The 23,731-nt window shown below is 69.5% G+C and carries 19 protein-coding genes and 1 pseudogene; 9 read left to right on the top strand and 11 right to left on the bottom strand.

The window, feature by feature from the left end; genetic code table 11:
* Nucleotides 1–31 precede the first annotated feature (31 nt).
* On the bottom strand, nucleotides 32–259 hold the full coding sequence (locus AB0I83_RS12350) for a hypothetical protein (protein WP_356535796.1): 228 nt from the start codon (nucleotides 257–259) through the stop codon (nucleotides 32–34).
* A 131-nt stretch (nucleotides 260–390) separates the two neighbouring features.
* On the opposite strand from AB0I83_RS12350, the gene AB0I83_RS12345 reads away from it, so the two are divergent.
* Both AB0I83_RS12345 and AB0I83_RS12340 read left to right on the top strand, forming a co-directional pair.
* On the top strand, nucleotides 391–1,152 hold the full coding sequence (locus tag AB0I83_RS12345) for an HAD-IA family hydrolase (protein ID WP_363304528.1): 762 nt from the start codon (nucleotides 391–393) through the stop codon (nucleotides 1,150–1,152).
* Nucleotides 1,152–3,581: a glycosyl hydrolase family 65 protein gene (locus AB0I83_RS12340; protein ID WP_363304527.1), complete on the top strand. Its 2,430-nt coding sequence runs from the start codon at nucleotides 1,152–1,154 to the stop codon at nucleotides 3,579–3,581. Before AB0I83_RS12345 ends, AB0I83_RS12340 begins: the two co-directional genes overlap by 1 nt.
* Here the strand turns inward: AB0I83_RS12340 and AB0I83_RS12335 are convergent.
* The 3 genes from AB0I83_RS12335 to AB0I83_RS12325 form a co-directional block, all read right to left on the bottom strand.
* A complete protein-coding gene (locus AB0I83_RS12335; protein ID WP_363304526.1) occupies nucleotides 3,576–4,253 on the bottom strand; it encodes a class E sortase in 678 nt (225 codons plus the stop codon). The genes AB0I83_RS12340 and AB0I83_RS12335 overlap by 6 nt on opposite strands.
* Before the next feature lie 79 nt (nucleotides 4,254–4,332).
* Nucleotides 4,333–5,997, bottom strand: a complete 1,665-nt coding sequence (locus tag AB0I83_RS12330) for an ATP-binding cassette domain-containing protein (RefSeq protein ID WP_363304525.1) — start codon at nucleotides 5,995–5,997, stop codon at nucleotides 4,333–4,335.
* A gap of 500 nt (nucleotides 5,998–6,497) precedes the next feature.
* Nucleotides 6,498–7,616 carry an NADH:flavin oxidoreductase gene (locus tag AB0I83_RS12325; RefSeq protein WP_356535801.1) on the bottom strand — a complete coding sequence of 373 codons (1,119 nt, stop codon included), beginning with the start codon at nucleotides 7,614–7,616 and terminating at the stop codon, nucleotides 6,498–6,500.
* Between the two features lie 415 nt (nucleotides 7,617–8,031).
* Between AB0I83_RS12325 and AB0I83_RS12320 the strand changes: the two genes are divergently transcribed.
* From AB0I83_RS12320 to AB0I83_RS12305, 4 genes are all read left to right on the top strand, one after another.
* Entirely contained in the window at nucleotides 8,032–9,609 is a 1,578-nt protein-coding gene (locus AB0I83_RS12320) for a cryptochrome/photolyase family protein (RefSeq protein ID WP_363304524.1), read from the top strand.
* 190 nt (nucleotides 9,610–9,799) lie between these two features.
* Nucleotides 9,800–10,675 (top strand): DUF4394 domain-containing protein, encoded by an 876-nt coding sequence (locus AB0I83_RS12315; protein WP_356535804.1) that lies wholly within the window; start codon nucleotides 9,800–9,802, stop codon nucleotides 10,673–10,675.
* An 866-nt stretch (nucleotides 10,676–11,541) separates the two neighbouring features.
* Entirely contained in the window at nucleotides 11,542–12,141 is a 600-nt protein-coding gene (locus tag AB0I83_RS12310; RefSeq protein WP_363304523.1) for a hypothetical protein, read from the top strand.
* A 289-nt stretch (nucleotides 12,142–12,430) separates the two neighbouring features.
* A complete protein-coding gene (locus tag AB0I83_RS12305) occupies nucleotides 12,431–13,195 on the top strand; it encodes a polysaccharide deacetylase family protein (RefSeq protein ID WP_363304522.1) in 765 nt (254 codons plus the stop codon).
* A gap of 203 nt (nucleotides 13,196–13,398) precedes the next feature.
* Here the strand turns inward: AB0I83_RS12305 and AB0I83_RS12300 are convergent, their stop codons facing one another.
* Nucleotides 13,399–14,232: a PIG-L family deacetylase gene (locus AB0I83_RS12300; RefSeq protein ID WP_363304520.1), complete on the bottom strand. Its 834-nt coding sequence runs from the start codon at nucleotides 14,230–14,232 to the stop codon at nucleotides 13,399–13,401.
* Nucleotides 14,233–14,575: 343 nt separating this feature from the next.
* Nucleotides 14,576–16,231, bottom strand: a complete 1,656-nt coding sequence (gene dacB, locus AB0I83_RS12295; protein WP_363304519.1) for a D-alanyl-D-alanine carboxypeptidase/D-alanyl-D-alanine-endopeptidase — start codon at nucleotides 16,229–16,231, stop codon at nucleotides 14,576–14,578.
* Between the two features lie 285 nt (nucleotides 16,232–16,516).
* On the opposite strand from dacB, the pseudogene AB0I83_RS12290 reads away from it, so the two are divergent.
* A pseudogene (locus AB0I83_RS12290) lies at nucleotides 16,517–16,900 on the top strand (alpha/beta hydrolase); the annotation flags it as partial.
* Between the two features lie 63 nt (nucleotides 16,901–16,963).
* Here AB0I83_RS12290 and AB0I83_RS12285 read toward each other — a convergent pair.
* Nucleotides 16,964–17,275, bottom strand: coding sequence for an NIPSNAP family protein (locus AB0I83_RS12285; RefSeq protein ID WP_356535809.1), 312 nt, complete (start codon nucleotides 17,273–17,275; stop codon nucleotides 16,964–16,966).
* A gap of 899 nt (nucleotides 17,276–18,174) precedes the next feature.
* Between AB0I83_RS12285 and AB0I83_RS12280 the strand changes: the two genes are divergently transcribed.
* Entirely contained in the window at nucleotides 18,175–19,284 is a 1,110-nt protein-coding gene (locus tag AB0I83_RS12280) for a hypothetical protein (RefSeq protein ID WP_363304518.1), read from the top strand.
* A 584-nt stretch (nucleotides 19,285–19,868) separates the two neighbouring features.
* On the opposite strand, the gene AB0I83_RS12275 is transcribed toward AB0I83_RS12280, so the two are convergent.
* The 4 genes from AB0I83_RS12275 to AB0I83_RS12260 all read right to left on the bottom strand — a co-directional run bounded on the left by AB0I83_RS12275 (nucleotide 19,869) and on the right by AB0I83_RS12260 (nucleotide 21,839).
* A complete protein-coding gene (locus tag AB0I83_RS12275) occupies nucleotides 19,869–20,540 on the bottom strand; it encodes a nucleotidyl transferase AbiEii/AbiGii toxin family protein (protein WP_363304517.1) in 672 nt (223 codons plus the stop codon).
* The gene (locus AB0I83_RS12270; RefSeq protein WP_356535814.1) at nucleotides 20,537–20,884 is read right to left on the bottom strand and encodes a transcriptional regulator; all 348 of its coding nucleotides are present in this window, start codon (nucleotides 20,882–20,884) and stop codon (nucleotides 20,537–20,539) included. The genes AB0I83_RS12275 and AB0I83_RS12270 overlap by 4 nt, the downstream gene beginning before the upstream one ends.
* A 308-nt stretch (nucleotides 20,885–21,192) precedes the next feature.
* Nucleotides 21,193–21,594, bottom strand: coding sequence for a DNA-binding protein (locus tag AB0I83_RS12265; protein WP_363304516.1), 402 nt, complete (start codon nucleotides 21,592–21,594; stop codon nucleotides 21,193–21,195).
* Nucleotides 21,591–21,839 (bottom strand): type II toxin-antitoxin system CcdA family antitoxin, encoded by a 249-nt coding sequence (locus tag AB0I83_RS12260; protein WP_073787485.1) that lies wholly within the window; start codon nucleotides 21,837–21,839, stop codon nucleotides 21,591–21,593. Before AB0I83_RS12260 ends, AB0I83_RS12265 begins: the two co-directional genes overlap by 4 nt.
* A 364-nt stretch (nucleotides 21,840–22,203) precedes the next feature.
* Between AB0I83_RS12260 and AB0I83_RS12255 the strand changes: the two genes are divergently transcribed.
* The gene (locus AB0I83_RS12255) at nucleotides 22,204–23,193 is read left to right on the top strand and encodes an HNH endonuclease (protein ID WP_363304515.1); all 990 of its coding nucleotides are present in this window, start codon (nucleotides 22,204–22,206) and stop codon (nucleotides 23,191–23,193) included.
* Nucleotides 23,194–23,731: the final 538 nt, after the last annotated feature.

Genomic DNA, 23,731 nt, shown 5'->3' with positions numbered 1-23,731 from the left:
GGTGAGTTGGCCCCGGCGCCGACGAGCCGTCTCAGCGACCGACGGCGTGCGAGCCGCGCGAGCCCCGGACTTCTCCGGCGGCGTTCTCCGACTCCGGTACGTGTCTGTGGCACTCAGGGTTGTGGCACGGGCCCGGACCCCAGTGCGGGACGAAGATCCCGAGGGTCTTGTGCCGTTCCAGCACGGTCTCGACGGACTGCTTGCAGGCCGGACACACGTACTCCGCCTGTCGGCCGGTCTGACGCTCGGTTCTGGCCATGTATGTACCGTAATCCCGCAAAGGGTAAATCGAAACTTTTCTGGCCTTTTACCCGGTGTGCGAGTAGGCGTGCCCGGTCGGAACCTGGTGCTATGGAACAGGGGACGGCCCCGACGAAGGGACACCCGGTCATGGCACGCGCACCCTCACCGGCCGCGGTCCTGCTCTCCGTGCACGCGGTGGTCTTCGACACGGACGGCGTGATCACCGACTCCGCTCCGGCACACGCCGCGGCCTGGAAGAAGGCGTTCGACGAATGCCTGGCGTCCCACGAGGGGCAGGCGCCCTTCGACGAGGAGGAGGAGTACCGGCGTCACGTCGACGGACGGGCGCGCAAGGACGGTGCCGCCGCCTTCCTCACGTCCAGGGGGCTGGGCCTTCCCGAGGGCAGCCCCGACGACCCCCCGGGTACGGGGACGGTGTGGTCCGTCGCCGCTCGCAAGGACGAGGTGTTCACGGAGAACCTGCGTGACCACCCGGTCGAGGTCTGGCCGGGGACGGTCAGGCTCCTGCACGTGCTGAACGACGCCGGGGTGCCGTGCGCGGCCGCGTCCGCCTCCCGCCACGCGACCGAACTGCTGGCCGGGGCCGGTCTGCTGGACCTGTTCAGGACGGTGGTCGACGGCAACGAGGCGCACCGTCTGGCACTGCCCGGGAAGCCGGATCCCGCCCTGTTCACGGAGGCCGCCCGCCGGCTCGGCGTCCCGGCGGGGGACACCGCCGTCCTGGAGGACGCGCTGGCCGGTGTGGAGGCGGCCCGACGGGGCGGCTTCGGGCTGGTCGTCGGCGTGGACCGGACGGACACCCCGCAGGGTGCCTCCGATCTGCGGCGGCACGGCGCGGACCTCGTCGTCTCCGATCCGGGGGACCTGCTGATCACCGGGGAGGACTGATGGCGCGTGGCTGGACCTGGGCGTACGAGGGGTACGACCCGGAGGAGGAGCGCCTGCGCGAAGCCCTGTGCACCCTCGGCAACGGTTACTTCGCCACCCGTGGCGCCGCGCCGGAGACCCCGGCCGGCCCGTCCCACTACCCGGGTACCTACGCGGCCGGCTGCTACAACCGGCTCACCTCGTCCGTCCAGGGCCGCCAGGTCGAGAACGAGGACCTGGTCAACCTCCCCAACTGGCTGCCGCTGCGCTACCGCATCCACCCCGAGGGCGACCGCCACGGGCCCTGGCTGACCCCGGACCACGCGTATCTCGTCGAGCACGGGCAGTCGCTCGACCTGCGCGGCGGGACGCTGATCCGCCGGTCGGTCTACGAGGACGGGGACGGCCGTCGGCTGACGGTGGAACAGGAACGCCTCGTGCACATGGGCGACCCCCATCTCGCCGCGCTGCACACCCGCTTCGGCGCCGAGGGCTGGTCGGGCGAGCTCGAGGTGGAGGCGGGGATCGACGGCGACATCCGCAACAGCGGTGTCGCGCGCTACCGGGACCTGGCCGACCGCCACCTCGCGGGTTGGGAGACGGGCACGGAGGCGGACGCCATGGTGTGGCTGCGCTGCCGGACGGTGGAGTCGGACATCGGTATCGCGCTGGCCGCCCGCACCCTGGCCTCCTGCGGTCCTGAGCGGAACGGCGAACACCGGGCGGAACCGGTGCGGCAGCCGCGGGCCGTCCACCAGGTGCTGCGGCTCCCGCTGGCACCGGGCTCCGACGCGGTGGTCGACAAGACGGTCGCCCTCTACACCTCCCGCGACCCGGCGATCGGCAGCCCGTTGCGCGCCGCGGTGGCGGCGGTGGGCGACGCGCCGGCGTACGCCGGGCTGCGGGCCTCCCACCGCCGCGCCTGGGCCGATCTGTGGCAGCAGGCCAAGCTGGAGGTACCGGGGGAGCCCGGGCGCATCCTCCGGCTGCACCTCTTCCACGTGCTGCAGACCCTCTCGCCGCACACCGCCGAGCTGGACGTCGGGGTGCCGGCCAGGGGGCTGCACGGAGAGGCCTACCGGGGGCACGTCTTCTGGGACGAGCTGTTCGTCCTGCCGTTCCTCAACCTGCACCTGCCGGAGGTCTCGCGGGGGCTCCTGGACTACCGGCACCGCAGGCTGCCCGCGGCCTGCGCCGCGGCGGCCGCCGTGGGCAGGAGCGGGGCGATGTACCCGTGGCAGAGTGCCGACGAAGGGCGCGAGGAGACCCAGGAGGTCCACCTCAACCCGCGCTCGGGGCGGTGGCTGGACGACCGTTCGCGGCTTCAGCACCACGTCGGGTCGGCCGTGGCCTACAACGTGTGGCAGTACTGCCAGGCGACCGGCGACACGGAGTACCTCTACTCCAAGGGCGCCGAGATGATGATGCAGATCGCCCGCTTCTGGGCGGACAGTGCCCAGTGGGACGACTCGTTCGGGCGGTACCGGATCCGGGGGGTCGTCGGACCCGACGAGTACCACGACGCCTACCCGGGGGCGGAGTCGGCGGGGCTGGACGACAACACGTACACGAACGTGACGGCGTCCTGGGTGCTGGCACGGGCCGGTGAACTCTGCCGCGACCTGCCCGACACCCGGCGCGGGCAGCTCCTGGACCTGATCCAGCTCGACCCCGCCGAACTGGACCGCTGGGAGGACGTCTCCCGCCGGCTGTACGTGCCCCACCACCGCGGCGTCATCAGCCAGTTCCACGGGTACGGAGACCTGGCCGAGCTGGACTGGGAGGGGTACCGGGCCCGTTACGGCGACATCCGGCGCCTGGACCGGATCCTGGAGGCGGAGGGCGACAGCGTCAACGGCTACCAGGCGTCGAAGCAGGCGGACGTGCTGATGCTCGGCTACCTCTTCTCGCCCAGGGAACTCACCGCGCTGTTCCGGCGGCTCGGCCACCGGCTCGACGACGAGACATGGCGGGCGAACGTCCACTACTACGCGAGCCGCACCAGCCACGGCTCCACCCTCAGCTCCCTCGTCCACGCCTGGGTGCTGGCCAGAGTCGACCGCGACGACGCGTGGGCGTACTGCGAGGAGGCGCTGATCGGCGACGTCGCCGACATCCAGGGCGGTACGACCGAGGAGGGCATCCACCTGGGGGCGATGGCCGGCACGCTCGACTTCGTACAGCGCGGGATGACGGGTCTGGAGACCCGTGACGACGCCCTGTGGCTCGCGCCCGCCACACTGCCGCAGCTGTCGAAGTTCCGGATGCGGCTGCGCTTCCGCCGGCACTGGGACGTCGACCTGCGGCTGCGCGCCGAGCGTCTGCGGATCGCCGTGCCGGACTCGGAGCGGCCGGGAGTCCGCGTGCGCCTGGACGGCGGTTCGTACGTCATCGACCCGGGCACGTCGCGTTGGCTGGAGCTGCCGACCGACATGCCCGGCGGATCATGAGGGCCGTGCGGACACCAGGACGCCGATCCTGTCGATGCGGTGCTCCGGATTGTGCTGCGCGTCGCGCCAGAAGTTGCCGGCCGCGTCGTCCTCCGGAGTCGCGCAGGTGGAGAGGGTGATCATCGCCCGGGCCGGCTTCTCGCCCGGTTCGCCGGGAACCGGTGCACGCTGCTCCGCGAGCGAGCGCTCGGAGCGGAAGGACGTCAGCCTGCTCCCGGTGATCCGGTACTCGTACACCGTGCCGCCCTCCGTGACGAGGACCTTGGCGCCCTTCCCCAGCGACGGCAGGTCGTGGAGCGGGCCGCCGGCGGAGAGCCGGTGGGCCGTCACGAGGTAGTTCCCGACCTCGCCCGGCCCGACGCCGCCGTCCTCGCCGTACGGACTGGCGGCCACGCCCCGGTCCTGGATCCGGGTCCCCGGCGCGTCGTCCGTCGTGCCCTCGTACGGGACGACGCGCAGGTCCGTCACGCCGATCTCGGGGACGGTGAGCTCGGCGGTCTCCGTGCGCGGGTCCGTCCGGTCGGCCGGTGGCCCCGCGGCCGTGCTCGCGGGCGATGCCGCGACCGGCGGGGCGGGCCCGGCCGCGACGGCCGCGCCGCCCGCCGCCAGCACGACGACGGCCGCGCCCGCGACGGCCCGGGAAGCTCTGCGGAGTCCGTGGGTTCGGTGCATGGCGTGGTCCGGATCGGTAGCCGGGTGTACCTGGAGGCGCGGGCCGGGAGCGCGCCCGCACCTTCCAGTACACCACCGCTCACCCGATCGCGTCGGGTGGCTCGAACAGCTCGCGCACCTCGCCCGGGTCCAGCTCCGTCAGCCGCTCACCCACGTGCAGCCACCGGGTGATGCCGGCCGACTCCAGGAACGCCAGGTCGTGTCCGGCGATCAGGAGCGCCCCCTCGTAGGCGTCGAGCGCGCTCGTCAGCTGCCGCACGCTCGCCAGATCGAGGTTGTTGGTCGGCTCGTCCAGCATCAGCAGCTGCGGCGCGGGTGCGGCGAGCAGCACCGCGGCGAGCGCGGCGCGGAAGCGCTCGCCGCCCGACAGGGTGCCCGCCGGCTGCTCGGCACGTGCCCCCCTGAACAGGAAGCGCGCCAGCTGTGCCCGGATGTCGTTGTCGGCGATCCCGGGCGCCATGCGGGCCACGTTGGCCGCGACGCCCAGCCCGTCGTCCAGCACGTCGAGCCGCTGCGGCAGGAAACGCAGCGGGACGAAGGCCCTGGCCTCACCGGACAACGGCGCGAGCTCCCCGGTGAGGGTGCGCAGCAAGGTCGTCTTGCCGGAGCCGTTGCGCCCGACGAGCGCGATGCGTTCCGGTCCCTGGACGTGGAGTTCGCCGTCGCGCAGGCTGCCGAAACGGGGACGCAGCCCTCGCAGGGTCAGGACCGTACGGCCGGCGGGCACGGCCGTACGGGGGAGCCGCACCCGGATCTCGGCGTCGTCGCGGACCGCCTCCGAAGCCGTGTCGAGCCGCTCCCGTGCCTCCTGGAGCCGGCCCTCGTGCAGGCCGCGGAGCTTGCCCGCCGACTCCTGGGACGACCTCTTGTGCGCACCGGCGACGATCTTCGGCGCGCGCCGCTGCTCGTCCATCTTCCTGTTGTGCCGCCCACGCCTGGCGATCTTGGTCCGTGCCTCCTCCAGCTCGCGTTTCTGACGGCGTACGTCGGACTCGGCGGCCCGCACCATCCGGCCGGCCGCCTCCTGCCGCGTGGCCAGTGCCTCCTGGTAGGCGGACCAGCCGCCTCCGTACAGGTCCACCGAACCGGCGTGCAGGTCCGCGATGCGGTCGACCCGTTCCAGCAGGTCACGGTCGTGGCTGACGACGACGAGCACGCCGGAGCGCCAGGAGTCGACGGCCTCGTACAGCCGGCGGCGCGCGAACACGTCGAGGTTGTTCGTCGGCTCGTCGAGCAGCAGGACGTCGGGGCGTTCCATCAGCAGCGCGGCCAGTCGGAGCAGCACCGTCTCGCCGCCGGACAGCTGTCCGACGGTGCGGTCGAGGCCGATCCCGCCGAGGCCGAGCGACCCGAGGGTCGCCAGGGCGCGCTCCTCGACGTCCCAGTCGTCGCCGACCGTCTCGAAGTGCCGCTCCGCGACGTCACCTGCCTCGATCGCGCGCAGAGCCGTGCGCCGCTCGGTGATCCCGAGGGCGGATTCGACGCTCAGCCCGGTGTCGAGGGTGAGGTTCTGCGGCAGGTAGGCCAGGTGCCCGCCGACCGTCACGGAGCCGGCGGTGGGCCGAAGCCGCCCTGCCAGCAACCGCAGCAGGGTGGACTTGCCGGAGCCGTTGACGCCGACGAGGCCGGTGCGGCCCCTGCCGACGGAGAGGGAGAGCCCGTCGAACACCTCGGTGCCGTCCGGCAGCCGGAAGGACAGGGCGGAGCAGCTGAGGGACGCGGCGGGCGCGGTGGGCTGGGACATGTGGTCCTCGCAGTCGCAGGCATGTGAACAGGGGATTCGTATGCGAGCAACACGCGGCGACCGGCCGGGATCAGGAAGGGTGCGGTCCTCCGGACGTACCGGGGACGACTCACGCACCTCATGCACCGAGGTCGCATCCACGCGGGGTCACGGGCGGCAGGAAAGCTGACGCGGGCGTGACGGGTTACGGCAGGGGCCGTACCGCGCGATGTTCGCGGACCTCAGATGCGCAACGTCCACCTCTATCGGAGACGACAGGACCCGACAACCGTACGCCCTGCCCGACGGGGGCGCAGCGTATTTACGGGTGTGGGCACGGGCTCCGGGACCGGGCGGGACCGGTGCCGGCCGTCGAGTCCTTCGTCCCGACGGTTCCCCGCGGTCGTCGGGGGCCGAGGTGCCGGTATCCGTCGGTGCGTCGGCCCGTCCGGAGACGCGGGGCGGGCACGGCGGATGTACCCCTCGCCGTGCCCGCCCCCGTCCGCCTTCGCTCAGGCCCGTCAGCGCAGGGTCTTCAGCATCTCCGCGCCGAACGGCGTGATGTCCTCGGTGCGCCCACGCAGGGTCTTCGCCGCCCACTCGGGGTCGGCGATCAGCGCGCGGCCGATGGCGACCATGTCGAACTCGTCCCGCTCCATCCGGTCCAGCAGCTGATCGATGCCGGTGACCGAGGAGCCGTTGCCCTGGAAGGCGTTGAAGAAGTCGCCGTCCAGGCCGACCGAGCCGACCGTGACCGTCGGCCTGCCGCTGATCTTCTTCACCCAGCCGGCGAGGTTCAGGTCGGAGTCGTCGAACTCCGGCAGCCAGTAGCGGCGGGTGGACGCGTGGAAGACGTCCACCCCGGCCTCGGCCAGCGGTGTCAGGAGGGTGTCCAGCTCCTCGGGCGTCTGCGCGAGCTTCGCCTCGTAGGCGTCCATCTTCCACTGGGACATGCGGAAGAAGATCGGGAAGGCGTCCGACACGGCCGCACGGCAGGCCGCCACGATCTCGGCGGCGAAGCGGGTACGCGCGACGATGTCGCCGCCGTAGGCGTCCGTGCGCCGGTTGCTGCCCGCCCACAGGAACTGGTCGAGCAGGTATCCGTGTGCTCCGTGCAGTTCGATTCCGTCGAAGCCCAGTCGCTCGGCCGCGGCGGCGGCGTCGGCGAACGCGGCGATGACGTCGTCGAGGTCCTGCTGCGTCATGGCGCGGCCCTTGGGCTCGCCGGTCAGGGTCACGCCGGAGGGGCCGACCGGCTCGGCGTCGGCCACCGGCGGGGCGCCCTCGGTGCGGGTGACTCCCACGTGCCACAGCTGCGGGATGATCGCACCGCCGGCCCGGTGCACGGAGTCCGCGACACCGGCCCAGCCCGCGAAGGCGTCGTCGCCGTGGAAACGCGGAACCCGGTCGCTGGTGCCGGCCGAGGCGTGGTCGACGTACGTGCCCTCGGTGATGATCAGCCCCACGCCTCCGGCGGCCCGCCGCGCGTAGTAGTCCGCCACGTCCTGGCCGGGGACACCGTTCGGCGAGAACTGTCGGGTCATGGGGGCCATGGCGATCCGGTTCCGCGAGGTCAGTCCGCGTACGGCGAACGGGCGCGAGAGGGCATCTGCTGCACGGGCGGCGTTCTCGTCAGTCACGGCAAGTCCTGTTCTGGGGTGGGGGCAGGTCCACCCGTCGCCAACATGCGACCGGCGCTCCGGCATCCCCGTCCCCGGCCCGATGTGGTCAAGGTCTCCTCCCGGACCCGGCCGTCTCCGCGCGACCGGAGGCACCGGTCGCCGCTGCCGCGGCTCCCCGCGCCGGGTGCACGCGGAGAGCGGCCGGCCGGAGTGTCGGCGGGACCGGGGCCGGTGCGGGCTGGCAGCATCGGCCGGGCGGTGAGGTCGGGCGAGGGCGTCAACGGCCGGCGAACCGGCCACCTCACCGGCAGCCTTCGCCCACACATTCGCCCACACCTACTCCCGCACCTTCGCCCCCGCCCGAGCCACGGTCCCGCGTCATGTCGGCGTCGTGACCGCGCGACGGGAATCCCGGCCGTGAGAGGCGGACCCCATGGCGCCACGCCCCCACTGGATCTTCGGGGACCAGCTCGGCCCGCACTTCCTCGACCCCCGCCACGGTGGCCCCGACGCGAAGGCGCCGGTGGTCATGATCGAGGCGCGCTCGGTGCTCCGCCGGCGCCGATTCCACCGCGCCAAGGCGCACCTCGTGCTGTCGGCGATGCGGCACCGGGCCGCCGAACTCGGCGACCGGGTCACCTATGTCCGGGCGGAGACGTACGCCGAAGGGCTGGAACGGGCCGTCGGGCTCCGGGCGTCCCGCCGCCCCGGCGGCGCAGGTGCCGAGGACGCCGGCCGCGCGGAGCGGTCCGGTGCGGACGCCCGGCTGACCGTCTGCCACCCCACGTCCCGTCCGGCTCTCGCGTTCGTGAACGGGCTCGACGGAGTGGAGGTCCTGCCCGCGAAGGGCTTCCTCGTCCCGCGTGACGACTTCGAGGCGTGGGCCGGCCACAGCGGCGGACGGAGCCTCCGTATGGAGGGCTTCTACCGCTGGGTACGCGGACGCCACGACCTGCTGATGGACGGTGACGAGCCGGCGGGCGGCACGTGGAACCTCGACCACGACAACCGCGAACCGCCGCCCCGTGGCCACGACACGCTCGACGTCCGAGGGCCCTGGCAGCCGCGCGAGGACTCCATCGACGAGGAGGTCCGCCGCGACCTCGACCGCTGGGAGCGCGACGGCGACGTCTCCTTCGTCGGGAGGGACGGCCCACGGAGGTTCCCGGTCACCCGGCGCGAGGCTCTGTCGGCGCTCCGCCACTTCACCACCCACCGGCTGCCGGACTTCGGCCGCTACGAGGACGCCATGCTCGCGGCCGACCCGGTGATGAGCCACAGCCTGCTCTCCGTACCGCTCAACCTCGGGCTCCTCGACCCGGCCGAATGCGTCGAGCGCGCCGAGCAGGCGTGGCGCGCCGGTGACGCGCCGCTCAACAGCGTCGAGGGATTCGTACGGCAGATCGCCGGCTGGCGCGAGTACGTCCGGCAGCTGTACTGGCACTTCGGCGAGGACTACCGCACCAGCAACGCCCTGCGTCACACCACCCCGCTGCCCGACTGGTTCCTCGACCTGGACGCCGACGCGGTCACGGCCAACTGCCTGTCCACGGTGCTCGCCCAGGTACGGGACACCGGCTGGACCCACCACATCCCCCGGCTCATGGTGCTCGGCAGCCGCGCCCTCCAGGACGGCTGGGACCCGGCCGCGGTCACCGACTGGTTCCACCGCTGCTTCGTCGACGGCTACGACTGGGTGATGCTCCCCAACGTCGTCGGGATGTCGCAGTACGCCGACGGCGGCCTGATGACCACCAAGCCGTACACCTCCGGCGGTGCGTACATCCACAGGATGAGCGACCTGTGCGGCCCGTGCGCCTACCGCCCCACCGACCGCACCGGCGGCCACGCCTGCCCCTACACCACCGGCTACTGGGCCTTCATGGACCGCCACCGCACCCTGCTGTCCGCCAACCACCGAACGGCCCGCGCGGTCAAGGGCCTCGACCGACTGAAGGATCTGCCGGAACTCCTCGAGACGGCGCGACGGCGCGGGGCCTCACCGCCGTGACGCGGTCCGCCGAAGTGCCACGGGCCGATGGGCGGGTGCACCGGGGCGTTGCGGGTGTGTCGGTACGACTTATGTGGGCCGTCCCGGGAGGTTCCGCCGGTGGGACCCGTCCGCCGCGGGGGCGGTGTCGAAGCACCTGCGGACCCGCCTCCTCCGGGGAGGCGTGCCATTGACCGATCGGAGTTCCCTCGTGCGTACTCGTGTCGCGGCCATCGCTGTCGCGGTGGTCGCCGCGTCCCTGATCGCTCCTGCCTTCGCGACGGCCGACGCCGGCGATCCCGGCCCGTTCTCGCCGCGCGACCGTGCGGCAGGCAGCGGACTGACCGGTGTCGGGCTGACCTCGGCCCAGCGTCTGGTCGGCTTCTACGTCGGGCGTCCCGGCGACAGCTGGTCGTTCGGCCGGATCACCGGCCTGAAGGGCGACAGCAAGCTCGTCGGGATCGACTTCCGCGTCCAGAACGGCAAGTTGTACGGCGTCGGTGACAGGGGCGGTGTCTACACCCTGAACAGCGACGCCGAGGCCGCCAAGGTGTCGCAGCTCTCCGTCGCGCTCACCGGCGCGCACTTCGGCGTCGACTTCAACCCCGCCGCCAACCGGCTGCGCGTCATCAGCGACACCGGGCAGAACCTCCGCCACAACATCGACGATCCGGCCGCTCCGCGCACCACGACCGTCGACGGCACGCTCACCAACCCGACCATGCCGCCGTCGACCGCGCTCGGCGTCACCGGCGCCGCCTACACCAACAACGACCTCGACGCGACGACGGCCACCACGCTGTTCGACATCGACACGGTCAACGACCGCGTGTCGCTCCAGTCCCCGGCGAACTCCGGCACCCTCGCGCCGACGGGCAACCTGGGCCTGGACGCGGGCCGGTCCGCCGGCTTCGACATCTACTACCGGGCGTCCGACGGCTCCAACCGCGGGTACGCGGCCCTGTCCAACGGCGGCAGGCAGCGGCTCTACCAGGTGAACGTCCTCGACGGCGGGGCCGAACTCCTGGGCTCGTTCCCGGTGGGACGCCAGGTCGTCGACATCGCACTCCCGCTGAACCAGGGCTGACGTACAGCCGCCACCACCGGGCCGACGGCGTGCGGTTCACCCCGCCCGCCGTCGGCCACGCCCCGCGCCCCAGCCGCCGGCCCTCGGCCGCCGCGCTTGAATCCGCACGTCCGACGACGGCCGAGGACGGACGGCCGGGGACGCACGTCCGACGACGGACGGCCGAGGACGGACGCTGGATACGACGCGATTCGGCCGCAGTGCCCCGTAGGCGCGCTGCCCGAATTCGATCGCGGCACCGCCTCCTGGACATTCTTCCGTTGCTCGTCTAGTCCGTACGTGACGAATTCCTCGCCCTTCATGCCCTGCGGGACCTGTGCCGATCGACAGTCCGCCGGAGAGGTATCTCCGCCCATTCGGTGACGAGTGGATCCGGAGGCGGCGAGGACGCGGGCGGGTGAGTTCCATAAGTTTCGCGCGACCGGTCAGAACTGAAATCGGCGCTTCCCGGGCGCCGGTCGTGCCTCGGGCGAACGGAAATGCCTCCCGTCTCGTTTCAGCGGCGTATCCAATTCGGCGTGCGTGCGTAGCCCACTGTTCCGTATCGATGTGGAAGCAGGCTGCGCGAATGTGTACTTCACTCCAGCACCTCCCGCCTTTTCGGATTCCTCGCTTCGAAATTCCTGGCGACCGACGCGAGAAGGCTTCCCCTTTCTGGGGCTCCGTCTTCTCCTCAAGTGCTGCAAGCAAGCGCTGCGTTACGCCGGTAGGCGGGGTGAGACGGCCGCCGCTCTCCCCGATGAATTGCTCGGCTCCTCGGCCGGTCCCATCACGGGTGCGAAAGTATGTGGAACGGGAAGTGGGCCCCCCTTTTCGTGGTAGAGTCTTGATGAATTCACAGGACGCCACGATTAAAGGGGAATGGCGTGAATACCGAGAAGGTAACGGCTCGACGTCTTACGGCCGAAGAGGTTTCAGGCTTGGGTCTCCAGGACGGCATCTTCGTCTCGGCAGGGATGGATGGTCTTCCTCTCGACTGCTACGCCCCGGCTTTCCTCGCGGAGCCGGGTAAGAATTTCGAGGGAGGGTCCTTCGTCGCCAGGACGGTCTTCGGTGAGGAAATTCACGTCCTGCCGGACAACGCCGAAGAGAGCGGGATCTGGATCGCCGACAAGGCGGGGGAGGAGATCGAGGTGCTTCAGAGTGCCGGCGTCCTCCTGAACCTCGCCCTTTTCGTGCCCAGCGGGAACAAGGAATCCCTGGAGTCGCTCTACTCCGCCGCGCGGGACGCGTTCGGCGCAGGGGTCGTTCAGCGCTGGAGCGAGGAAGTCGCCGCGGTGCCGGACGTCAAGGTCGACCTTTACGAGGAGCCGGCCCGGGGTCGGAAGAACACGAACAACCAGAACCGCGACCGCCGTGCCCTGGACATCTATCCGACCCGAGTGCGGTTCCTGGAGCCGAGCGACGGCTGGAAGTTCGTCGTCGAGCCGCACAAGGAGATCGTCGACGAGACACCGACGATCTGACCTGACCTGATGTCGGATTGAGTCCCGAGCTTTCGTGAGAGCCCGTCAGCCTGCTGACGGGCTCTTTCCCGTACGCAGGGGTGAGCGTGCGCGCGCCGTCGGCCGAGCCGGGACGGGTGGCGCCGTGCCCCACGGACAGCCCCTGGGCCTGTCGCGGAACTCCTGCGTTTGTCGCCGACCCCCTGCGGGTTCGTCCGCGGTCCGTAACAGGACTGCCTTGCGCGGGCGTTCGTATGGGTTCATGGGCGCACGGCACGGCATCGGCGCAGGCGGCAAAGGGGCGGGCGACATGGCAAGGCACAAGGGAAGGGGAGGGTACGGCCGGCTTCTCGCGGCGGGGCTCGGAGTGACGGCGTTGGCCGCTGCCACCTCGGTGTGGACCGCACAGGCGGACCCCGCCGGAGCGCCGGCCTCGGCGCCGGCAGCCCGCCAGGGCGGGACCGTGGCCAAGGTGGCGACGGACATCGCGCACGCCTCGGACCGCGGCGACCGGGGCGTCAACATCACCATCGACGACGGGCCTGACCCGGTCTGGACGCCGCAGGTGCTGCGAGTGCTGAAGGACAATGGAGTGAAGGCCACGTTCTGCATGGTGGGCACCCAGGCCCAGGCCCACCCGGACCTGGTCAAGGACGTCGTGGCGGCCGGGCACCGGCTGTGCGACCACACGGTCTCGCACGACACCGCCATGGACACGCAGTCGGAGGCGTACCAGTCGCAACAGATCCTGGACGCCGAGCGCATGATCACCAAGGCGTCCGGAGGCGTCCGGCCGCAGTACTACCGCGCCCCGGGCGGCGCGTTCACCCCGTACAGCCGGCAGCTCGCCGCGTCCCGGGGGATGCGGCCGCTGGGCTGGAACGTCGATACCAAGGACTTCGAACTCCCCGGCGCGGACACCATGGTCGCCACGGTCAAGAACGAGATCTCCAACGGGCCGACCGTCCTCTTCCACGACGCCGGCGGGGACCGCTCCCAGACCCTGGCCGCACTGCGCGAGGTGCTGCCCTGGCTGAAGCAGCAGGGTTACTCCTTCGGCTTCCCCGTGCGGTGAGTGAGGCCCAGCCGAACCAGGCCGCCTGCCACCGTGTGCGAGTTCCACGGCTCGGGGGCTCGGGCCGCGACCTTGCTGTGCTGGTCCAGGCCGCACCCCCCGCCGGCTCTGCTGGATGCGGTTGGAGCGGGGGGTCCGGTGGGGGCTGATGCGCCGACCCCGGGACCGGGTGCGCCGACCCCGGAACGGTTTGGGTCGACGGATCAGCGGAGTCCGGCGAAGAGGTCGTTCTCGGGTACGGCCGCCCCGGTGGTGTCCTTGACGCGCACGAACGTCTCCGTGCCCATCAACTCGCCGAACCTCTCCTTGCCCATCTTGAGGAAGAAGATGTTCTCGCCCTGACTGGCGTGCGCGGCCAGCGCATCGAACTTCTGATCGCTGAACGCGGCGGTGTCCACCCATGTGGTGATCTCGTCGTCGGGAAGGCCGATCTCGGCCATCGCGGCGGTCTCGGCGGGATCCGGCTCCGGCATGTCCCCCTGGAGCTCGCGCATGGTCTCCCCGAACCGCTGCATCATCGAGCGGGGCATCGTCGTCCAGTACACCTTCGGTGCCACATCGGTCAGCTCCAGCGCCGCCATCGTGATGCGGTTTGCCTGGATGTGGTCGGGGTGGCCGTAGAAGCCGTTCTCGTCGTAGGTGACGACCACATCGGGTCGGTAGTGCCCGATGAGTTGCGCGAGTCGGGCCGCGCCTTCCTCGACGGGGGTCTGCCAGAAGGATCCGGGGGCGTCGTTGCTCGGCCAGCCCATCATTCCGGAGTCGGCGTAGTCCAGCATCTCCAGATCGCTGATCTTGAGGACGTCACAGCTCGCCTCGAGTTCTTGACGTCGCATCGAGGCGACTGCGGCCGGGTCGTGCCCGGGATCGCCCGGCTTGACGCCGTCCTTCCCGTCACCGCAACCGCCGTCGGTACAGGTCACGAGAACCGTGCGGACGCCTTCCGCGGCGTACCGTGCGAGGACTCCTCCGGTTCCGGTGGCCTCGTCGTCGGGGTGGGCGTGCACTGCCATGAGGGTCAAGGGCCGGTCAGTCATGAGAAACAGTCCTCCTGCGGAACTACGTCCTGGTCCGAACACGCGGCGGGCGCACGCGATCCTGGGGCCCGGATCCTGGTGGGGCGGACGACCTTGCGGTCTCCGTGTTCCCCGCCCGTACGGCGCCGGTCTTCCGGTCGGTGTAACCGTGCCGGCCGGACCGGCTGTTCCCGGCCCGCGGGCTCGGCTTTCCGGACGTCGGAGTTTCGGAGGTGTCCGCGCGGGAGCGTGCCGAGGCAGCCCCATGAACCCCGTGAAGACGCTCCGAGGACGGCGTTCACCCCGATGACGGGGGCCGGCCCCACGCCAGGAGTACCTGCGGCACCGCGGCGACGCAGGGCGCTCAGTCCTCTCGCCGCGCCGCCGCCTCCTGCAGGTAGGCGGAGACCATGGCGAGGTCGTCGGCGATGTCCAGCACACCGTTGACGTCGGTCGTCGGGGTGGAGGCGCCGTTCACGCCGGCGAAGAAGACGTCGAAGCGGCCGTTGCCCCTGTCCAGGTAGCCGGCGATCGTGATGGCGCCGACGGCCAGACGGTTGTTGAGTGCGTCCAGCCCGACGGCCGCCCCGGTCTTGGCGAACACCTTTCCGCGCGCGGGGCAGTCGGTGCAGTTGTCGGCCAGCAGACCGTCGACGCCGAGGACGGGCAGCGCATTCCGGAATGCCTCCGCCTCGGGGGTGTGATGCCAGTACGTCAGCAACTGCACCACCGCCTCGGGTGTGGTCCGGTCGACGGGGTTACCGCCACGGCCGTCCAGGAGCTGGACCTGCTCGCGGTCGACGCCCGCGCGGCCCAGGAAGTCGGCCAGCACCGGGAAGCCGTCCATGCAGTCCTTGCTGCCGGCCGTGACCGCCATCAGGCAGACGGCGAGGTTGCCGCCCAGGTTGTGGCTGACCTTGAAGATGAGCTTGGCGTACTGGGCGTACGGCGGGGAGGTGTACAGCGCCACGCGCGGTCGGCCCTCGTACGAGCCGGGGAGCCGGCCGACCGGGTTGGCACCGGTCGGACTCGCGGTCACCTCCACCCCGGCCCGCTCCAGCGCCTCGATCAGCGCGGTGCGTCCGAAGGCCGCCGGATCGGCGATGGGCGACACCTTCAGGGCCGGTTCGGAGCCGGCCGCGATGGTGCCGGACAGACGGATCCGGGTGCCGTTGTCGGAGGTCGTCACCTCGATGTCGGTCGGCTCACCCGCCGCCACCGTCCGCACGGTCGACGTGACGCGGTACGGGGCGACCCTCGGCCGCCAGTCCAGTCGCGCGGGCGCACCGGTGCGGGCACCGGGGGTGGTCAGCAGGTCGACGAGATTGTCGTTGATGATCAGCGGGGTCGGCACGGGGACGAAGACCGGCTCGGGCTGGAACAGCCGGTTGTCGACGATCACGTTCCCTTCGACGCGGGTGATGCCGGAACGCCGCACCTGCCGTGCGATCCGGTCGATCCCGGCGAGCGGGTCCTGCGGGGTGAGCGTGGCGCCGGGGAAGTCGTTGGCATACGTGTGGTCGAGGTCGGTGTAGTCGACCGTGCCGTCGGGGCGGGTCCGGCCGCCCATGGTGAGGTCGCCCTGGGCGACAAGGCCGAGGTCGCCGTCCAGCGTGCTTCCGCGGCGCTCGCCCACCGCGTAGACCGGCGTCCTGAAACGGTGGTCGCCGCCGAGGGCGTTCCACGCCCCGGAGGTGCCGAACAGCTTCGCCACCGATCCCGGGACGAAGAGCTGCTCGGCGAGCCGGCTGTGTACGACCCGCCCGCTGTCCGGGTCCTGCTGGAGCAGGCCCCACCGGGCGTTGGGGTAGTCGGGCTTGCGCATGATCTCCGTGATCCGCGGATCGAGCCCGCCGGAACCGCCGTCGTCGGGCGACGCTGCCGCCTGGGCTGCCGCGGCCGAAGCCGGTGCCAGGAGCAGCAGGGCACAGCATCCTGCGACAACGCGATGCCGAAGGGATCCGAAAGTCGCTCCTCGCACTGCGATACGCACCGTTCGTCTCGGCAGAGTCCTGTCCATGGGGTCAGGTATGGACCCCGGCGGGCGGCGGATACGGGCGGCGCGAACGGTTGTCACCCGAACGGCACGGCGCATTCGGCGAAAGGCGCAGCGGACGCCCGGCAGAGACAGCCGGTCAGCGATCGCGGCTGCTGCCGCCTGCTGTCGGTCGGGCTGAGGGAACGTGGTTGTCTGCGGGGTGCGGGGTGCGGGGTGCGGGGTGCGGGGTGCGGGGTGCGGGGCCGCCCGGGACCGGCAGCACCCCGGGGGCGTGGAACGGGTGCCTCGCGAGCCGCTCCGCGCGGGTCGCTGGTCCAGCCGCAACCGGGCGCGGCGCGGCAGGCCCTCCTTGAGCTGATGTACACCCCGGCCTGGCTGGCGACCCACCCTGGCCCCTACCGGACACTCGGCGACCCGGACATGCCGGCGCACGCCCGGCGCCGCCACCTGGCGGCCGGCAACCAGCACGACGCCTGGCGCCTCCTGCCTGGCGTCAGCGCCCCCACTCTGGTCGTGCACGGCAGCGACGACCTGCTCAACCCCGCCGCCAACGCCCCTCTGCTCGCCAACCGCATCCCCGGAGCCCGACTGCACATGATCCCCGGGGCGCGGCACGCCTACTTCGAAGAGTTCCGCACCCTCGCAAGCCCGCTCGTCCTCGACTTCCTCACCACAGAGCCGCAACGGTGAGGCGGGGCCGGAGAGTCCGCGCCGGGCAGCCGGCCGCGAAACCCTGGCCGCGAGGTCTGCGGCCTAGGACAGGCCGTCGAGAGGCCTGAGAAACCGGCGCTCGTAGCGCTTGATGCAGCGGGTCTCTCGAGCCAGTTCGAACGCTTGCTGACACTCCGAGTCGGACATGCTGTCCGAGCGGTACTGCTCGTACGCGGCCAGACTGGGGAAGGAGAACAAGGCGAAGGCGATGTCGCTGTCGCCCTCACTCGGCAGGAAGTAGCCGTGGTGCGTCCCGCCGAACCGGTTGACGAGCCGGACCCAGCGGCGACCGTACTCCTCGAAATCCTCAAGCTTATCGGCGTCGATCTCGTACTTCAGGTGAACGGTGATCATGCTTGCATGATGCCGCGTAACGGACGGGCACCCGTACGGTCGGGGTCGGGGTCGGGGCCGGTGGCCAGGGCGTCCGGCGCGGACATGGCCCGGCGGACACAAAGAAGCCCCCGGCCGCTGGAATCCGCCGACCCGGGGCTTTTCAGTGGAGCGGGTGACGAGAATCGAACTCGCGAGCTGGGCTCGGGCATGACCGGTGCTTGTGCTTACGGTGGCCGAATAGCGTCTGACCTGCGAATACGCCACTCTGGAGGCACTCCCGGTGCGGTCCCACGGTGCCCTTGTCCATCGCTGTCGTCCGTTCGGCTGGGCACGGATGGGGCACGACCGGTGGCGGTGCTGAGGCTGCCACGGATCCAGGTCGAGGCGTCGTCGGGGGGTGTGTCGATGCCGGGAAGCCGGGGCGGTGGGTATCGATGTGGGGCGCCGCGTTCGATGTCGGGACCAGGCCAGGGAGACGCCCGGCTCGGTGCGAGAGCGTGCGGCGGCGGCGTTTGTGGTGGAGGTGTCGACCGGACACGGGTGAGTTCCGGACAGGCCCTGCTGCGGTGTGTACAGAGGCAGTTGAGGTGGGAGGGACAAGGAGGAAGAGCAGTCGGCATGACAGCGGCCGTAACCAGTGGTTTGCGCTGCGCACCAAGCGAACAGAGTGAGCCCCCGTGCCCCAGCGGCAGGTGAGGCGAGCACCGAATCGGCTGACCGGCAGCCTTCTGGCGGGCCGTACTTCTGGGACAGTGAGAATCGAATTTCGAACCCACGGCACGCCGTAGGGGCGCACGCCCTGCCGTTCGGAAGTGCCGCAGGAGGGCTGCGCCCAGGCCCGCGGAACGTGTCGGGCAATCGCACTCAAGCACCGGATCGCGCAGGCAGTACCGACCTCGTCAACAGGAGGCACGCCCATGCACGTCCGCACCTCACATCTGCCGAGCAGACCCGTCCGGGCGGTGACGCTCGTTCTGGGCATGGTTGCCGCTCTTCTGGCCGCAGTACTTCCCGCAGCCGGCCCGGCCCACGCCGCAGTGCCCGACCGCTGGGGCTTCGCGTACCTGGACAACGCGACCCCACCCGCGGGCTACGCGCCCGACCCCTCCCGCCAGTGGGGCAGTTGGGTCTCACCGTCCGCCAATCCCGTAAAGGTCGACCAGATCGGCCTCGGTTCGTACGTGGTGCACTTCCCGCTGATCGGCGGACCGGGTGGCATTGCCCACGCCACCGCGGTGAACAGCGTTGCCCACTGGTGTCAGATCGCCGACTGGAAGACCGTGGGGTCCGGTCAGGACGTGTACGTGAACTGCTACCTCCCCAGCGGGGCACCGGACAACTCCACCTTCACGGTTCTCTACACGAGCAGCAGTGGCCTGCCCACCACGCCCTCCGGCTCTTACGGCTACCTGAACTCGGACAGCAGCGGCACCGTACTCACCCAGTACAACTCCGCAGGCTCCGCCAACGCGGTGAGCAAGGGCTCGACGGGCATCTGGAAGGCGTGGCTGCCCTCTCTCGGGCTGCCCAGCTACGCAGGCGATCTCCAGGTCACCGCGGTCGACCCGCGGCAGGGAGCGCGGTGCAAGGTGTCCGACTGGACACCGGGGACGGCGGGGCAGACCGTGATCGTTGCCTGCTACGACGCGTCCAACAAGCCGTACGACACCGAGTGGACTCTGAGCTACTCCTATCTGCGAGCGGTACACGGGCCGGCCTTTCCGCCGAAGTCCTTCGGGTATCTCTGGTACAACGGGTCGCTGCCCGCGCTGACCAACTACAACTCCAGCGGAGCCACCAACAGTCTGGGTGGCTCGGGAGCACCCTTCACGGTCACCATGCCGTCGGTGGCCGTACCGTCGGACACCGCCCACGTCACCGCTTACGGACACAGCGCCGACTACTGCGGCCTGTACAGGCCCTGGGACAGGACCAGTGGCTCCGTCCGGCTCTACGTGGCGTGCTTCGACCCCGGCGGAGCGCCGGTGAAGACACCTTTCTTCGCCGCCTACACCTCGGCGCTCTGACCTGGGGCACAGCTACGACCGGAGCGGGTCCCTGGAAGCGCGCTTCGGGGCACTCCGGAGTCGCCGAGCGAGCGGCACATGGCGGTGGGCCGATGCCGACGTGTCGGAAGCGCGGGCCCGACCGGATGTAACCCGGGAGTAGTCGAACGAGAGAGCCGCGCCGATCTACCAGCCTTCGGACCACGAGTGGTAGCGGGAGGCTGCCGGCGGGTTGGACCGGATGCCACGGGCTACCCGCGAAAGCAGCGCGACCAGTAGAAGGACGGGACAGGGGGGCAGAGGCGGTGCGCGGTTCCTGAACGCGTCTAGACAACGACAAAGGCCCAGGTCGCCGACCTGGGCCTTTGTCGAAGAGCGGGTGACGAGAATCGAACTCGCGCTCTGAGCTTGGGAATCAACGGTTCTTGGATAGCCGAAGTGAACCTGACCTGCACGTTCGGCCGGGGGGTGCGAGGTCGGCGTGGTCTCTGGGTGCCGCACGTGACCCCTGTTGTCCGCTCCGAAGGGCACGGATGGGGCACGGTCGCTGGGGCCGAGTAGCCTGACGTGCATCTTGCTGAGCGTGTCCGGCATCCATGCGGCCATCAGTCTTCGTGCGGAGTCTCCAACTCGTGGAGTCGTTCGCCGATGTCGGTGGCCCATGCCTGTGCCCACCGGCGCAGACCGGCGATTGTTTGCTCGTCGAGTCCGTAGGCGGCGAATTCCGTGTCGTCGATCCAGTCGGCTCCGCCCAGTCGGGCTTGAAGCTCGTTCAGGTCGAAGGAGTCGCGGGCGTGGCGCCGTCCGAGCTCTTCGAGTTCGACGTGGCTCCAGCGGTTCGTGGCGGCCTGCACGTCGATCAGGTCCCTGGCGAGTCCGCGGTCGGCCAGGGCGCGGACCTTCGTGCCCACGACATCTTCGAGGGACAACACCAAGCCGTGCTCGGTGTGAACGGGTGGCCGCCAGAGTGCTTCCTTGAGGATGTCGACCTCGCACTCTTCATGGCTGGCAGGGTCGGTGACGATCAGGCGCGCGGACAGCGGGTCTGTTTCCAAAGCACCGACCTGCCACCCGCGCTGCTCCAAGCCGATGCGTACGGCAGTCGCAATATCCTCCATGCGTTCGGGATTCTCGGTCGCGACGTCGAGGTCCTGGCTGAGCCGGTCGACCAGGCCGTGTGCCTGGACCGCGTAGCCACCGGTCAGCGCCAGAGGATAAGCACCGCCTACGGCGAGTACGTCTGCAAGCAGGCGACGGTGCAGGCCGGTGAGGTTCACGCAGCGGCCTGGGTGCTGTGAGCCAGCTCGTCGAAGGAACGTTCCCAGACCTCACGGACATCACGGCTGATCAGCGTGCGCAGGGTGGGCCACAGACTGACGAGGAGGCTGCGATTGAGGTACCGGACCAGGTCGTCGTGCTGACCCTCGGCCAGGACGATGCGGTAGTAGCTCATCCGTAGACGGGGCTGGTCGAGGTCGAACGTGGTCAGTCCCGACCACGCCAGGTGGAGTGGCAGGCTCACTGTGCCGTGCTCGGGGCCGGCGAGCTCGGAGAGCGCTGCGGGCGCGCGCCGGGCGAACTTGGCACGGCGGAGATCGGAAAGGCTGGGCTGTGATGCCATACGTCGATTATCCAGGGAGAGGCCACAGAAGCCGACCGGACGGCGACAAGGTGCCGCATACAAAGAAGCCCCCGGCCGCTGGCCTGGGGCTTTCATGGAGCGGGTGACGAGAATCGAACTCGCGCTCTGAGCTTGGGAATCAACGGTTCTTACGCTGTTGGAGGGGCTCTGACCTGCGAATTCGGATCGGGCAGGTGGATGGCTCCCGGTCTCTGGGAGCCGTGTCTGACTGCTGTTGTCCGCTCTGCTGGGCACGGATGGGGCACGAGAGCTGGCAGTGCGACGCGTACTCCGGGCGGGCCGACTGGTCAGAGGGGGATGATGCGGACTTGGTTGCCGCAGAGCTTGGTCATGTCATCGCTGTCAGACGTCAGCAAGGCGACGGGTTTCGGCTGGCGGAGCGCGACCTCGGCGACCGTGGCGTCGATGGCGTACTTGTGCCCGTGCAGTCCGGCACCTTTGAGCAGCTCCGTTGCCGCTTTCGCCGCCTGCTCGGTGACCGGCTCCACCTTGATGCGGGACAGCGTCCAGTTAAGGCGAGGCATATTGGTGCGGGAGTGGGTTACTTCCACGATGGTGTTCGCCCCGATCACCAGGTCGGCCCCCATGTCGTGGAAGACCTGCAGCATCGCGAGGACCTTGCGGTCCTGCGCGATCCAGGCGGAGAGTCCTTCCGAGTCCAGGACCACGGTTTCGATGCGCTCGCTCACGCGGCGTCCGCATCCTTGGAAGAGCCGGCGGAGCCGAAGATCCTCGCGCGGGCCTCGGCGAGTTCCTCGTCGCTGAAGCCTCCATGCTCTTCCTCGTGGCGGCGGAGGTCGTCGCCCAGAAGCTGGTGCCGGATCTGGCGGGCAACGGCTTCCGCTACATAGCCGGAGACGTTGTCCGTGAGCTTGCGTAGCTCCGCCACCTGATCGCTGGGGAGCGTGACGGTGATGCGAGTCGTGGAGGACATATGTCGAGCATACTGAAGTATGCGCGAGAGCGCTTGAGTTTGCGGCACTGACCGTGCCGGTCAAGGTCCCGCGACTGGAGGGACGGCTTCCCGGCGCTGGGGGTACCCGCCCGTGGGCCATGTGCGTATCGGTCAGAAGAGCGGTTCGAGATCGCCACGGCCATCGCTATGGGGCTGCCAGTTCCACAGCTCCTCTAGAAGGGCTCATGGGCGGGGATGTCGTGGCCCCATGCTTCGAGTGCCTTTTGGTTCGATGCAGCTGCATGCCGCTACCGCATCTGGCACGGCATGGTCAAATTCGGCCTCTGGATGTCAGTGCGGTCTGCCATGCTCCCTGTCGGAACGGTGAGGTATAGGGGGCAGCATGGCGAGGAAGACGCGGCAGCAGACGCGAAAGAAGAAGGCACAAAAAGGGGTCGCGATTTACCATGATATGAAGGTGTATGAGAATTTTGAGCGAAGTGCTCTTCGTATCTTCGAGTGCGTTAAGCAAGCGGAGAAAGTCTCGCCGGGTGCCCCCCGATTTCTCTATATTGATGTCCAAGGCCATAGGAATGAGGCTGGCGGATACGATCATGATGCCTTTGAATTGATTAAAGATTTCGCACTCGGATACTTGGGGGACTATCTCACAGAGATTAGCACTCCCCTCATGTGCGTGCGGAACCCGCGTAAGCAACGCAATGATCTCCCTCATATTCTGCAGATTACGCATCCGGATGATGGTAGTAACTATGGTTATGATGCCAGATCGCTGGCGATTCAACCTCGCGAGAAGGAACCGACTGTTCGGAAGACGGCTCCATCTGTCCGGGCAATCGCTGAATATCTTGGCCTGGACGAGGCTGCCTGCCTCGTCTGTTGGCGGAAGCCCGTAGAGCGTGCACACGTCGTCCCCAGTGCGCTGGGAGGCTCCATGGATGTCAGGAACTTTGCGCTGCTTTGCCCGGGTCATCACGCCGAGGCTCCGGACGTGGCTGATGCGGAGAGCTTCTGGGCTTGGGTCGACTATGCAGAACTGAGGGACAGTCCTGACAAATGGGTAGACGCACCGGAGGAAGTGAAGAAGTTCCTGCGGAGCCATAACGTCCGGATCGGAAAGGAAACCCGCGAACCTTTGTCATTTTTCTCGGACGTAAAGGAGGAGTTGAAATCCCTCTATGGTTGGACAGGGGGCGATTTTGAATCGGTGGCTTGGTCGGATCTGATGGATGAGTTCCATCGCGTCCTGGACGGGGCAACGGGGCGGCACTTCTCCATCGATAAAAAGGTTTCCACTTACGCCTGGGCCTATGATATCGCCCTAAGAAGGGTCAAGGGCGAAGCCGGCCGAGTCATACGGGCCACCCCATAAAGCAGCGGAGTGCGAGCAGCCCTGTAGTTGACCGACATCGCCTCTCGCCTTGAAGGTGGTCTTGACGTTCGCGGAAGGCTCACAGTTGGACTGCTGCCTCCTCCCAGGCGGTCCAGAATGTCGCTCTCAGCGTCTCCACGCGCATCCGCATCACCATGGAGCGCCTGAACCATCTGAGGGCTGCCGGTTGTTTGGAGTCGCGTTTCAGTAGGCACGAGGGTGCGGCGAAGCACGTATCCCTGTCAGTGTTCCGATTCGATCAGCGGCTGATGGTGACGCCGCACCTGGCGAGCTCGTCGGACACGACTCACCATTACTCCACCTTCGACGCCAAGGTGAGAGCGGGATGTTTGACCGGTTCGTCGAGCATGCTGAAGAGCTCTGGACGAGGGGCCTGACGGTCACCGCCTGAGCCATCGGTTAGGCCAGTGGCTGTTGGAGTGGTGCGGATCTGGTGCGAGAGCCTTGAGTTGGTCCAGACGACAGAAAAGCCCCCGGCCGTTGGCCTGGGGCTTTTTCATGGAGCGGGTGACGAGAA

Source organism: Streptomyces sp. NPDC049970, from assembly GCF_040660235.1.
Taxonomy (GTDB): domain Bacteria; phylum Actinomycetota; class Actinomycetes; order Streptomycetales; family Streptomycetaceae; genus Streptomyces.
This window is presented reverse-complemented; position numbering and strand designations above follow the sequence as displayed.